The sequence below is a fragment of the Stenotrophomonas sp. STEN083 genome (genome assembly GCF_056759195.1).
On record NZ_JBRRCU010000033.1, the window covers coordinates 1 to 13,659 of the forward strand.

At 65.2% G+C, this 13,659-nt stretch carries 10 protein-coding genes; 2 read left to right on the plus strand and 8 right to left on the minus strand.

The features are described from left to right. Window positions 1–126 precede the first annotated feature (126 nt). From ACVOK8_RS11315 to ACVOK8_RS11340, 6 genes are all read right to left on the minus strand, one after another. The gene (locus tag ACVOK8_RS11315; RefSeq protein ID WP_481566885.1) at window positions 127–1,062 is read right to left on the minus strand and encodes a TraB/GumN family protein; all 936 of its coding nucleotides are present in this window, start codon (window positions 1,060–1,062) and stop codon (window positions 127–129) included. Further along, window positions 1,059–2,000 carry a DUF1684 domain-containing protein gene (locus ACVOK8_RS11320; RefSeq protein WP_481566886.1) on the minus strand — a complete coding sequence of 314 codons (942 nt, stop codon included), beginning with the start codon at window positions 1,998–2,000 and terminating at the stop codon, window positions 1,059–1,061. Before ACVOK8_RS11320 ends, ACVOK8_RS11315 begins: the two co-directional genes overlap by 4 nt. Further along, on the minus strand, window positions 2,000–3,865 hold the full coding sequence (mutL, locus tag ACVOK8_RS11325; RefSeq protein WP_481566887.1) for a DNA mismatch repair endonuclease MutL: 1,866 nt from the start codon (window positions 3,863–3,865) through the stop codon (window positions 2,000–2,002). Before mutL ends, ACVOK8_RS11320 begins: the two co-directional genes overlap by 1 nt. 318 nt (window positions 3,866–4,183) lie before the next feature. Continuing rightward, entirely contained in the window at window positions 4,184–5,773 is a 1,590-nt protein-coding gene (locus tag ACVOK8_RS11330) for an N-acetylmuramoyl-L-alanine amidase (protein WP_481566888.1), read from the minus strand. An 80-nt stretch (window positions 5,774–5,853) separates the two neighbouring features. Further along, window positions 5,854–6,333: a tRNA (adenosine(37)-N6)-threonylcarbamoyltransferase complex ATPase subunit type 1 TsaE gene (gene tsaE / locus ACVOK8_RS11335; protein ID WP_481566889.1), complete on the minus strand. Its 480-nt coding sequence runs from the start codon at window positions 6,331–6,333 to the stop codon at window positions 5,854–5,856. Between the two features lie 8 nt (window positions 6,334–6,341). Further along, window positions 6,342–7,814, minus strand: a complete 1,473-nt coding sequence (locus ACVOK8_RS11340) for an NAD(P)H-hydrate dehydratase (RefSeq protein WP_481566890.1) — start codon at window positions 7,812–7,814, stop codon at window positions 6,342–6,344. A 23-nt stretch (window positions 7,815–7,837) separates the two neighbouring features. Between ACVOK8_RS11340 and queG the strand changes: the two genes are divergently transcribed. Together queG and xseA are read left to right on the plus strand one after the other, a co-directional pair. Continuing rightward, window positions 7,838–8,920, plus strand: coding sequence for a tRNA epoxyqueuosine(34) reductase QueG (queG, locus tag ACVOK8_RS11345; RefSeq protein ID WP_481566891.1), 1,083 nt, complete (start codon window positions 7,838–7,840; stop codon window positions 8,918–8,920). Window positions 8,921–9,028: 108 nt separating this feature from the next. Next, on the plus strand, window positions 9,029–10,399 hold the full coding sequence (gene xseA, locus ACVOK8_RS11350; protein ID WP_481566892.1) for an exodeoxyribonuclease VII large subunit: 1,371 nt from the start codon (window positions 9,029–9,031) through the stop codon (window positions 10,397–10,399). Window positions 10,400–10,644: 245 nt separating this feature from the next. Here the strand turns inward: xseA and ACVOK8_RS11355 are convergent, their stop codons facing one another. After that, complete coding sequence (locus ACVOK8_RS11355; RefSeq protein ID WP_481566893.1) at window positions 10,645–11,559, minus strand: M48 family metallopeptidase; 915 nt, start codon at window positions 11,557–11,559, stop codon at window positions 10,645–10,647. A 66-nt stretch (window positions 11,560–11,625) separates the two neighbouring features. Beyond that, window positions 11,626–13,575 (minus strand): SUMF1/EgtB/PvdO family nonheme iron enzyme, encoded by a 1,950-nt coding sequence (locus ACVOK8_RS11360; protein WP_481566894.1) that lies wholly within the window; start codon window positions 13,573–13,575, stop codon window positions 11,626–11,628. Between the last annotated feature and the right edge of the window lie 84 nt (window positions 13,576–13,659).

Sequence of the window (13,659 nt, forward strand, 5' to 3'; positions counted from 1 at the left end):
CCGGAGCCCATTAGGCTGGGGGCCGGATACACTTGTGGTTGCGCGCCGCTCCGGCCCGGAGCGCCGTCCGAAACCATCCCTCGGTGCCGCCGGCCTCACCGCCGCTCCTACGACAAGACAAGGCACTCAGCGCTTGCAGGCGCTGCAGACCCGCTCGACCTTGTAGCCTTGCGCGCGCAGCTTCTCGACCACTCCATCGCTACCCAGCAAATGCAACGCGCCGACCACCACCAAGGTATTGCCGCGCCCGGGTTGCAGCCACTGCTGCAGGCTGGGCAGCCAGGCATTGTTGCGGTCCACATTGATCCGCTGATACAGCCCCGGGTACTCACGCTTCATCTGCGCAGCCATGTCCCGCCATAACATCACGTCATCTCCACGGCGCCAGGCATCGTGCAGCTGACGGCTCTGCTCGTCGCCCTTGTCGACCTGCTCCAAGGCTTCGCGCAGCAACTGACGCTGCTCGTCGATGCTCATGCTGTCGAGCATGGTGATCTGCGAGGCAGCGCTTTCAAGTCCGGATGCCGGTTTGTTGGCCTGCGCGGCGCGATCCATCAGGTGCCGATCCAGCCCGGACTTCGGGTCCAGGCCCTGCTGGGTCATCTGCGCGATGCTGACAGTCAGGCCCACGAACCAGGGCTTGAGCCCGGCCAGACGATCAATCGGCATGTTGTTGGCCGCACCCCATCGTTCAAGTCGCTGCCAGGTGGCCGCATCAAGATCATCCTTGAGTTGGCGACCGTCACGACGCAGCGCCGCCTGCATCATCTGCGTGGCCAGCTGCGGCGAGTTCATCTCCTCCGGCGACAGCTCGAACAACAAACGCTGTGCGCCGGTGAATGCGCGATCCACGTCGCTGGACAACGGATAGTCATCCGCCTTGAGCAGATGGAACGAGCCCAGCAGGTACAGTTCACTGCCCTGTGCTCCGCTAACTTTCCACAGCAGCGGTACCGGCGGCTGCTTGGCCGCAGACTTGGGCGCTGCTGCACTTGCCAGCAATGGGCTCGCCACCAGCAGGCTGGTTGCCAACAACATTCCTATGCGCTTGAACCAACTCATGCCGAAGGCTCCTGCTTGGGTTTGGCATAGGCCTTTTCACCCGCGGTGATCTCCATGTCCAGACGGTTCTCCGGTGGTGGCAAGGGACAGGTAGCAAACGGAGTGAATGCACACGGCGGGTTATAGGCGCGATTGAAATCGATCACCACCTGGCTTTTCGCATCCGGCACGTCCACATCGATGTAACGCCCGGCCGCGTAACTGCCACGACCACTGGTGCGATCAGCGACGATCACCTGCAACGGACGACCAACATCACCCAATGCCTCCAGTCGCCAGGTGCGTCCATTACGCTCGAACTCGATGGCGCCTGCATTGGCCAGCTCGCTGGTCAGCCCAGTGATATCGACAATCGGCATGGTTTTATTGACGTCGTGCGGCACGAAACGCGCAGTGATACGCCAGCTTGGATCCGCAGGCCAGTAATCCAGATGCGTGAAACCTACCCGTGCCGGAGCATCGGCGTGCTTCACCCGCAAGCCGAAACGCGGTCCACGCTCGATCAGGCTCAAGGTGCCTTTGTCATCGTCGAAATGAATCAGCGTCGGTGTTTCGGCATGGTCGCTATGCAGTGGAATACGCCCCTTCACCACCTGCCCATCAACCTTGACCGAGATACCAGGCTCAGGCGCAAAGAACCATGCGTCGCCTACCCGCGCGACCATCCCCATACGCGGCGGCCCTGCCGCCAGACGGATGCCGCTGGTACTGCCGCTGCCGATGTAATGCGCTTTCAGATCCAGCCAATGCAGGCCGACCAGGCTGGTCCAGCCGTCCGGGGCCAGCAGTTCGGTCAGGCGTTGCTCACGCCATAGCTCATTGTCATGCGCAAACGCCGGATCCACCTTCGCTGCCGGCGCCGCGTTCTTCGCATCGTCACCGCAGCCACCCAACAGCATTGCGGCGATCAAAGCCACGCTCCCCAATACGTGTTTCATCAACGCCCCCGCAGGAACCAACGATCAATTTCAGCCAAGGAAAAGCGCGCCCAAGTCGGACGGCCGTGATTGCATTGCCCGGAGCGCTCGGTGATTTCCATATCGCGCAGCAAGGCATTCATTTCGGGAATGGTCAGGCGCCGGTTGGCACGCACCGCGCCGTGGCAGGCCATCGTCGACAGCAGCTCATCACGCGCGGTGGCGATGCGGCGGCTCTGGCCGTGCTCGCGCAGATCACCGAGCACATCACGCAGCAGGCCTTCCGGCTCGGCGTTGGCCAGCAGCGCAGGAATGCTGCGCACATGCAGCGAGCCGGGGCCGGAACGGGTGACCTCGAAACCCAGCGCAGCCAAGGTGGCGGCCTCACGCTCCGCGGTATCGGCATCACGCTCACCCACCGCCAGGGTCATCGGCACCAGCAGCGGCTGCGCGTGCAGGCCGATGCCGTCGTGGGCGTTTTTGAGCCGCTCGTAGCCGATACGTTCATGGGCGGCATGCATGTCCACCACGATCAGACCTTCGGCGTTTTCGGCCAGGATATAGATGCCATGCAGCTGCGCGATGGCATAACCCAGCGGCGGCACGCCGGCATCATTGGACGTTGGCGGCAATGACGGACCGCTATCGACCTGACGCAAAACCTCAGCACCACCCTCGACCGGTGAATACAGCGCGGCATACGCCGATGGCGCGTCAGCGACCTGCAGGCCCAGCGGCGATTGCCGCGCCTGCCAATTGCCATTGCCACCGCCGCCGCCCGCACTACCGCCTGGTCGCGATAACAGATAGCCGCCGGCACCTGCATAGCTTGGTGCGGCCTGTGCCTGCGGATCGGCCGGATGTGCCTGCCCTGCAGACGGCTCCATGCCGGCGCGGGTTTCAGCCAGCGCGTCCTTGAGTGTGCGATAGACAAAATCGTGAATCAGGCGCGAATCGCGGAAGCGCACCTCGTGCTTGGCCGGATGCACGTTGACGTCGACCCGGGTCGGGTCCAGTTCCAAAAACAGGACGTAGGCCGGCTGCCGGCCGTGGTACAGCACATCGCCGTAGGCCATCTTCACCGCATGGCTGACGCTGCGATCACGCACCGAGCGGCCGTTGACGTAAAGGTACTGCTGGTCCGCGCTGGCGCGCGAATACTGCGGTTGCGCAATCCAGCCGTGCAGACGCAGGCCGGCCGCGCTGTGATCCACGCGTAACGCTTGGCGTGCGAAATCCTCGCCCAAGGTTTCGCCCAGACGTGCATCCGAATACAGATCACCGGGCTTGTAGCGGCGCGAAGGCTTGCCATTGTGCGAGACACGCAGCTCCACGTCCGGACGGGCCAAAGCCAGCGAGCGCAGCCATTCTTCGATATGGCCGAGCTCGGTGCGCTCGGCGCGCAGGAACTTGCGCCGCGCCGGCACGTTGTAGAACAGCTCGCGCACTTCCACGGTGGTGCCTGGTGCGTGCGCACGTGGCGCCACTTCGCCGAGCTTGCCACCTTCGATCTGCAGCGCGGAGCCGTGCTCGTCATCGGCACGCCGCGAGGCCAGAGTGAAGCGGCTGACCGAGGCAATCGATGGCAAGGCTTCACCGCGGAAGCCCAATGTAGCCACCGACTCCAGATCATCCAGGCTGGCGATCTTGCTGGTGGCGTGACGCGACACCGCCAGCGGCAACTGCTCGGCAGCGATGCCACCACCGTTGTCGCGGATGCGGATCAGGCGTACACCACCCTCTTCCAGATCGATATCGACACGTGTGGCGCCGGCATCGAGCGCGTTCTCGACCAGCTCCTTGACCACCGAAGCGGGACGCTCGACCACTTCGCCAGCGGCGATCTGGTTGATCAGGATTTCCGGCAGCGGACGGATCGCGCTCATGCCGCACCGCCAGAGGATTGCAGCGTCTTGGCGGGCCACGGAAAAGAGGATTGGAGGGGGATCAGGCTGACTTCATGCATGCCGACGATGATAGCCGAGCATGGGCCGATCACCGAGAGCAGCCGATACAGCCCGGGGACTTTCTTTTGTGGGAGCGGCGTAAGCCGGGAAGCCAAAACGGCCTGACGCTGCAGGAGCTTCGCGGCTTACGCCGCTCCCACAAGAAGCAAAAAATCCGACACCAGCGCTCTGGTATCGGATTCAAGGTGTCTGATTGCCAGAAGCTCCGCCAGCGGCGGGCTTCAAGCCTGTGCTGCTTTACTTGCTACCACCAGCAACGGTGCCAGCGGCAGCATCCATCTCGGCCTGAGCGCGGGCGGCAAACAAGGTGCCCGGAGGCGGCTGACGGCTGAAGAAGGTATGCACGCCATCGAGTACGGCGCCGGCAATGCGACGCTGATAGGCCGGATCAATCAGGCGGCGCTCTTCATCCGGGTTGGAGATGAACGCGGTTTCGACCAGCATCGCCGGCATATCGGAAGTGCGCAGCACGGCGAAGTTGGCACGCTCAAGGTTCGGCTTGTGGTTGTTGCCGATGCGCTTGAGGCCGCCGAGCACGTGCCCGGCCGCATCTTCAGAAGCCTTCATGTTGCCGCTCTGGGCCAGATCCAGCAGCACGTTGGCCAAGGTACCTTCGGTACGACTGAGGCTGACGCCACCGATGAGGTCGGCGGCATTTTCCTTGTCCGCCAGCCAACGCGCACGCTGCGAGGACGCGCCCTTGGTCGACAGAACGTAAACCGAAGAACCCGTCGCCGAACGGTTTTCGGCCGCATCGGCGTGGATCGAGATGAAGATGTCAGCCTTGGCCGCACGCGCACGCTGGGCGCGCATCGGCAGCGGGATGAATACGTCGGTGTCGCGCGTCAGGTAGGCACGCAGGCCCGGCGTGGCATTGACCTGGCGGGCCAGCTCACGTGCGACGGCCAGCGTGACATCCTTCTCGCGCTTGCCGGTAGGCCCGACGGCACCCGGATCCTGGCCACCGTGGCCCGGATCAATAGCGACCACCAGATTGCGCATGCCCGGCGCCATACGAATTCGTGACGCGTCACTTGGCATTGCTGGGCGCGGCGCAGGCGTTTGCGCCGCTGCAACAACCGGCTCAGCTGGGCGCGTGATCGGAGCCGGCACACCAGTGGCGATCGTCGTACGAACCGGCGTGCTTTGGCCGCTGAGGATGGCTGCTGCTGAAGACGTGGACGACGCTGCCGACGGAATGGCAGCGGCGACAGTCGTTACCGGCGTCGGCGCTGTTGCGGGATTCGGAGCAACCTGGACAGGCGGCGGCGTGCTCGCCTGCTGGCGCACCGCTGCAGTCAACGCCGCGGTAGCGCGGGCAGCCTCGGCACGGGCCTGCGCAGGATTCACAGCAGGAGCGGCCTGCGACACGGATGCCGGCGGCGCACTCGTAACAGATGCGGCCACAGCAGCGGTCGCACGCGGCGCGGTTTCACCCGGCCATTCGATCAACAACTTGGATTCGGCACCCTGCCCCTGCATCTGTGGCTTGAACGCGGCCACTGATTCCGCCAGGTCGAACACGATGCGGAACGTGCCCGGCACCGGGTTACCGGTGCGCACGGCGGTAACAACACCTACGGCTGCGGGCAACTTGAGGCCGCGCACGCCGGTGGAGTCAGGAAAATCGATGACCAGACGGTTGGGAGCAGCCAGGCTGATGGTCTTGTAGCTACCACCACCGGCCAGCTGGATCTCGGCGCGGGTACCGGTTGCACCGGCACTCAAGCCCAGCCCACGAACCTCACCCGCCCACGCGGAAGCGCTGGCCAGGCACAGGCCGGCGACGGCGACAGACAATGCAAACAGGCGGTTTCCCGTAGTCATGAGCGGATTCAATCACCGGATTTCGGTAATTGCAACATTTTTTCCCTTAATAATCCGCAACCTGCCGTAACTTCCTGTTGTTACAGGGCAGAAAGCCCCTGCAAGTGTCCCGCTTTGCGCAGCCGCTGCAGCCACGCCTCACCGGTCGGGCTATGTGCCTGCAGACGCGCACGGCGGCCATGGCCGTCGATCTCCAGCGCCACCACCAGGTCCAACGGCGGCAATCCGCCTGCCCCGCGCTCGGGCCATTCGATCAGCCACAGGTCGGCGCTGGCATCGTCCAGCCCCAGGAAATCCAGCTCACCGGCGTTGCCAATCCGGTACAGGTCCAAGTGCCAGGCCTCGCCGGTATCCAGCGGATAGCGCTCGATCAAGGTGTAGGTCGGGCTGCGGATCGGCCCCTGCACGCCCAGCGCGCGCAACAGGGCGCGGGCCAAGGTGGATTTTCCGGCGCCAAGATCACCTTGCAGGTGAACCACCGCCTGCGCGGGCCGGGTCTGTGCCAAGGCCTGACCCAGCAGGTCGGTGCTCTCGGCTTGGGGCAAAGACAATTCGATCATGGGAGACATTATGGATTGGCCAGCGCCCGCAGGTGCGGCAACAGATCGCGCGGCAACAGCCCACGCTCACCTTCGGCGGCCGCTGCGTCGCCAGCCAGGCCGTGCAACAGGGCGCCAGTGCTGGCTGCATCCAACAGCGACAAGCCTTGTGCAAGCACTGCAGCAACCGCGCCGGTCAGCAGGTCCCCCATGCCGCCGACCGCCATGCCCGGATTACCGGCGGCAATGACCCGCGGCAACTGCCCCGGCGCTGCGATCACGGTACCCGCTCCCTTGAGCACCACCACCGCCGCATAGCGCGCAGCCAACGCATGCGCTGCGCCGAAGCGATCACGCTGGATGCTGGCGGTATCGGTGCCGAGCAGGCGCGCGGCCTCGCCCGGATGCGGGGTGAGAATCGCCTGCGGAACGGGCCGGGGATCAGCGGCCAACAGGTTCAAGCCGTCGGCATCAAGCACCAGCGGCTTGCCACTGGCCAATACTGCCGACCACAGCGCATGCGCCCAATCGTCCTGGCCAAGACCCGGCCCCAACGCGATGACGCTGGCGCGCGCGAGCAGTGGCCCGAAGTCTTCCGAGCTGTCCACAGCATGCGCCATCGCTTCTGGGCAACGCGCGAGCAATGGCGCCACGTGCAAGGCGCGCGTTGCAACGCTGCACAGCCCGGCACCACTACGCAGCGCCGCTTCGGCACTGAGCAACACCGCACCGCCGCTGCCATGGTTACCGCCCACACACAGCACGTGGCCGGATTCACATTTATGGGTATTGAGCCGCCGCGGCGGAAAAAATTCCAGCAACTGTGGCCGGGCCCAACGCAGCGCGCTTGCGCTGACGCCCTCAAACGCCGCGGCTGGCAACTCCAGATCGGCAAGCAGGCGCTGTCCCGCATGTTCCAGCGCTGCACCAGTGTGCAAGCCTTGATGCGGCACGATGAACTGCAGCACGCGTGCCGCACGCACCGCCGCGCCGGCCACGTTGCCGCTGAGCGCATCAACGCCACTGGGCACATCCAGCGCGAATACCGGCGCCAATGCAGCGTTGATCGCCGCGATCAAGGTCGCGTCATCGGCCTGCGGGGCACGATTGAAACCGATCCCGTATAGGGCATCGACGATCAGATCGGCCTGCTGCAGGCAATGCTGGGCAATCTCGACATGGCCACCAACAGCCAGATAATCGGTACAGGCGCGCTGCGCCAAGGGCGTGCGTGGCGACGCGTCCGGCAGGTGCAGCACGCTGACATCGCGTCCGGACTGGCGGGCGTGGCGGGCCAGCACATAGCCGTCGCCGCCGTTGTTGCCTGGTCCGCAGACCACCACGATGCGCCGGGCCTGCGGCCAATACTGCAGCGCGGTCTGCCAGGCGGCGTGACCGGCACGCTGCATCAGCAGGTAAGCATCACCGCCCAGTGCGGCGGTCGCTTGCCCATCAATCTGACGGGCAGCGGCGATATCGAACAGTTCGACGGGCTCTGACATGCTGGCAATTCTATACTTGCACCATGTCTGAAGCCGTTACCGCCGCAAATCCGGCGCAGTTGTCGCTGCGCATCCGCCAGCTTGCCCGTGAGGCAGGCTTCCAGCGCTGCGGGGTCAGCGGCATCGAGCTGGGCGAGGATGAGGCACACCTGGCCGATTGGCTGGGCAAGGGTCTGTACGGAACGATGGACTGGATGGCCCGCCACGGCACCCTCCGCGCGCGCCCAAATGAACTGCTGCCGGGCACGCTGCGGGTGATCTCGGTCGGCATGGATTACGGACCCAAAGAGGATGCCGAAGCCTGGGCGACGTTGAATGACAGCGAACGCGCCTATGTGGCGCGCTACGCGCTTGGCCGCGACTACCACAAGCTGATGCGCAACCGCCTGCAGAAACTTGCCGAGCGCATCGCCAGCGAGATCGGTCAATTCGGCTACCGGGTCTTCGTCGACTCGGCGCCGGTGCTGGAGCGTGCGCTCGCGCGCAATGCCGGGCTGGGCTGGATCGGAAAGCACACCTGCCTGATCGACCGTAACGGGGGTTCGTGGTTCTTCCTCGGCGAGATTTACGTTGACTTGCCGCTGCCGGTGGATGTCCCGGCCACCGCGCACTGCGGCAGCTGCACGCGTTGCATCGATGTCTGCCCCACCGCCGCCATCATCGCCCCGCATCGGCTGGATGCACGCCGCTGCATCTCCTACCTGACCATCGAACACGAAGGCGCGATTCCGCTGGAAATGCGCCCTCTGATGGGCAACCGCATCTATGGCTGCGATGACTGCCAATTGGTGTGTCCTTGGAACAAGTTCGCCCAGCGTACCGACGAGCCGGACTTCCGCGCCCGCAACAATCTGGATACCGCCACCCTGCCCGAGCTTTTCGCGTGGGAAGAGGAAGATTTCCTGCGCCGTACCGAAGGCAGCCCGATCCGCCGCAGCGGCCACGAACGCTGGCTGCGCAATATTGCCGTGGCGCTCGGCAATGCAGCACCCTCGCCCGCCGCGCAACAGGCGCTGCAAAGCCGCCAGGCGCATGTTTCCGAGGTGGTCCGCGAGCATGTGCAATGGGCCTTGCAGCGACATACCGACGCCACGCAGAAGCCCTGAACCTCCCCGATTTCCCCGGCCGGCGCAGTCGCTCCCGTAAGATAGCGGCCGTCAGCTCGCCTGCGCCGTCGGCGCGGACGGGCGCCCTACCGGCATAGCAGTTGAACCATGACTTCCAGCAACGACGTCCTCACCCCCAACCAGCTCAACACCTTGGCGCGCGACCTTCTGGAGAGCGCGTTCCCGATGGTCTGGGTGGAAGGTGAGCTGGGCGGTGTCAGCCGACCTGCCTCCGGGCACCTGTACTTCACCCTGAAAGATGCCCGCGCGCAGGTGCGTGCGGCGATGTTCAAGCCCAAGAGCCAGTGGCTGAAGTTCATCCCGCGCGAAGGCATGCGCGTATTGGTGCGAGGCCGCCTGACCCTGTACGAGGCACGCGGCGACTACCAGCTGATCCTCGACCACATGGAAGAAGCCGGCGAAGGCGCACTGCGCCGCGCCTACGACGAGCTCAAGGCCAGGCTCGAAGCCGAAGGCCTGTTTGATCCAGCACGCAAGCGTCCGCTGCCTGCGCATGTACGCCGCCTGGCGGTGATCACCTCACCCAGCGGCGCCGCCGTACGCGACGTATTGAGCGTGCTGGAGCGGCGCTTCCCGATACTGGAAGTCGAGCTGCTGCCGTCACTGGTACAGGGCGCAACCGCCGCTCCACAGATCACCTCGTTGCTGCGCCAGGCCGATGCCAGCAACCGCTACGACGTGATCCTGCTGACCCGTGGTGGTGGCTCGCTGGAAGACCTGTGGGCATTCAACGATGAGCAGCTGGCGCGTGCCGTCGCCTCCAGCAACACGCCGGTGGTCTCGGCGGTAGGCCACGAAACCGACTTCAGCCTGAGCGACTTCGCTGCCGATCTGCGCGCGCCGACGCCATCCGTGGCCGCCGAGTTGCTGGTCCCGGACCAACGCGATCTTGCGCTGCGGGTACGTCGGTTGGCGCAACGCCTGCAGCAGCTGCAGGTACACGCAATGAGCCAGGCCATGCAGCGCGCCGACCGTGCAGCCTTGCGGCTGCAGGCGCATAGCCCGCAAGCACGACTGAACCTGCTCAAGCATCACCAGGAAGCCGCCTTCACCCGCCTGCACGCCACCTGGCAGCAGCAACAGGAACGTCGAGCGGCCCGGCTCCGCCACGCTAGCACCGTGCTACGCAGCACCCAGCCGCAACGCCGCTTGAGTGCATTGGCCGAGAAGCTAGCGACCTTGGCGCCACGTGCCCATGCAGCCATGGCGCGCCAGTTGCAGCGCGATGCATTGCGCCTGCGCGGCATCGCCCGCTCGCTGGAAGCGGTGAGCCCGTTGGCTACCGTGGCACGTGGTTATTCGATACTGACCACGCTTGAGGACGGTGCTCTGGTGCGTAGCGCCGAGCAGGTCAAACCCGGCGAACAAATACGCGCCCGTCTGGCCGAAGGCGAACTGCAATTGAGGGTTGAACAGATCAGCGCCAAGCCAGCGCCCGGCGATTCCACACAGGGCTGAGCCGGTGCCGCATCCCAACTATCGACAATGATCCGTGCCAGCCTGCCCGGATCATGATCGAAGCAGCTGCCAGCACAACCAACCGCTTGCTGCCTGCAACCGATAATTCCACCAAGGGCGGCACCAGCCGCGCTGCCACGCACCAAGCCAGTACATCGCATCCGTAACCTCTGGCCACAAGCAAGAACGCCAGCGAGCATCCACCGGCGTTCATCAGGTCTCCTGTGCAGCCCCGGTGATGTTTGCTACCGGGCCGCCGCTCCAGCGGTACAGAAGCGCTGCTTGTACTCCTGCGCCTTGGGCATCAGGGCCTGCAGGTTCTGGATGCGGGTGCCGGGATTTGGATGGGTGGAGGAGAATTCCGGTGGCGCTTGCCCACCACTGGCCTCGCTCATGCGCTGCCATAGCGGCACGGCCTCTTCCGGGTTGAAGCAGGCAGCGGCAGCCAGCATCAGCCCGACTTCATCGGCCTGGGTTTCATGCGAGCGCGCATACGGCAGCAGGTAACCGTAGCCCATGGCCGACATCATCATCTGCTGTTGCTGGCCATCCATGCCGCTGGCGGCGCCGGCCATCTGCCCGATCTGAGTCAGCTTCTGCTGGGCCATGCGCTGGGCACCGTGGCGCAGCAGCGCGTGGGCAATTTCGTGACCCATCACTACTGCCAATGCATCGGCGTTCTGTGCGACTGGAATCAAGCCCGTATAGACCGCCATCTTGCCGCCTGGCAGGCAGAAGGCATTGGCCTGATCGGACTGCAGCACGTTGACATCCCACTCGAAGTCCTTGGCGAAGTGCTGCGGTTGCAGGCCGTGCTCCTGAGCCAATGAGGTCTCCACCACGTCGACCTTGGCGATCAGGCGATTGGCAATCTCGCGCACCTGGCGGGCGATCTGCGAATTGGGGTCGACCGGACGCTCCTGCGCCAGGATCTCCTGGTAGGCCTGCAGGCCCAGCGCCTTCTCTTCAGTGGCATTGAGTGAGCTGTCGATCAGCACCTTCTCGCCGGTATAAGGGTCCACCGAGCGATTGCCGAAGTAATAGCAGCCGCCATAGACCGCGAAGCCCAGCAGGATCACCCAGCGGATATTCCCGAACAGGCCGCCGCCACGCCGACGTTGGCCGCCATTGCCTTGGTTACCGAAAGGATCTTGTCGCATGGTTGGATTCCGTCTTGGCCGGGCTGGCCGTGGCCGATGGTAACGCTAGCGTACGCCGCGGCAAGGTCAAATTCCGCGTACCAGACGGAATCCAATGCGCGCCGAGGTGACATCCGAGTCCTGTGACTGCCGCCACGCCGCGCGGGTCTGCTCCGGCGCATTGGCCCAGTTGCCGCCGCGGATCACCCGTTGCCGGCAACCCGGGTTGTACCAGGCCGCGCCATCGGCCGGTGCACGCCGGTAACTGGCATGCCAGCAATCGGCCACCCACTCGCTGACATTGCCGCTGATGTCGTGCAGGCCCCAGGCATTGGCGCGGAACATCGCCACCGGCGCGGTGCCCCAGAATCCGTCGCCATAGCCGATGAAGGCATTGTTCCAGTGGCGGCCGCTGGGCGATACGTCGAGGCTGCCGGTGAAGTTGCCGCTGTTCTCAGGTGGCGTCATCGAGCGCCCCCATGGGAAGCGCCCCTGGCTGCCAGCACGCAATGCATACTCGAACTCCGATTCGCTGGGCAGCCGGTAATAGCGCCCCGTCTGCTCGCTCAGCCAGGCCGCGTAGGCCTCGGCGTCGCGCACGCTGACATGCATTACCGGGCTGTTGGGTGCGGCCTTGACGCCGTTGTAATCGGACTGCCAATCCACCCCACTGCGGCGGATGAAGTTGCCGCTGCGCTCGTCATAGACAATGGAATGGCCGCGCCGGGTCGCACGCGGGCGCGCCTTGGCCGCTTCCACAAAACGGCGAAAATCAGCCACGGTAACCTCGGTGATCGACATCGCAAAGCCGCGTTCGAAGTTCACCCGATGCTGCGGGCGCTCGGCGTCGCTGCTGCCGATCTCGCCCTCGGTCGCCCCCATCTGGAAGCTGCCATACGGCACCACCACCATCTGTGGACCACGACTACCGTCGCCCAGCGCATCACTGAACACCTGGCCCGGGCGGAAGCTGCCGTAATGGGTGACCAGTTCGATGCGTTCACGCAGCAGGGCCACGGTACGGTCGCCGGGCAGCGCGATGCGTTCGGCCTGGGCCAGCTTCAGCCGCGCATCCTTCAAGCCCTTGGACGACACCAGATCACGCAGCCCGCCTTCGCGCAGCGCATCGAGTTGGGCGGTGCGAATGCCCTCGATGCGCGCCCGGGCGTCCTTCAAGGTCACCGCTTCGCCGCGGATGGTGGTGGCCTTGTCCAGCCAGCGCGCGGCCGCAGCGAAATCCGACTCCATCGCGGCGGCATGCTCAGCGCGGCGGATCAGGCCACTTTCCACTGCCGCCAAGCCCTGCCTTGCACGGCTGTTGAGCGGGTCGGTAGCCAGTACTTCGCGGAACGCCGCTTGCGCGCCGCCGCCGTCCTCACCAAACTGGTGCTGGCGCAGTGCCTGCTCGCCGGCGCGGTTCAATGCCAGCAGCCGCCGCGCCACTGCAATGCGCTGTTGCAAGGCCTGCTCGGCCTTGCCCTCGGGTGCCAAGGCAACCGCTACGCCAGCGATCTCGGCGGCCTGTGCCAAGGCCTGCCGCTGGTTCTCCGGTTGTGCCATCAAGGTAGTGGCCTGCGCGCGCAGGCGTTGCCGGGCCTTGTCCAGGCCGCGCTGCGCAGCCCTGTCGTTCGGCTGCTGGGCCAGGATCGCAAGGTAGAGCGGAATGGCGTCCTCGGCCTCGCGGTACAGCCTGTCCTCGGCCAGCGCCTTGTCGGCCGCCTTGCGTGCTTCGGCCGCCTGCCCGGGCTGCAGGCTGACTTCCGGCGCGTCCCAGACCGGCAGCGTGATGTCCTCAACCTGCGGCGTGGGATCGGGCGTTGCAGGCTCCGCCTGCGTAGCCGCGGCCGCCTCGGCCTTGGCTTCGGCGCGTGCTTCAGCCCTTGCTTCCCGCCGCTCGCTCAAGCTGGGTTTCTTTGCAGGCTCCGCATTTGGCGCAGCCGACGCCGGCTGCGGCGCACTGCCGCTGCACCCCGCCAACGCCAACAACAGCGCCATCAGACCCAACAATTGGCCGGTTTTACCCAAAAACGCCTCCATTACCTTGCACACTTTTCCGGGAGCGGCCCGACGTTAGGCTATTCTCGCCTGCCTGAGCAAACCCTGCAGTTGACGGAACCCCAC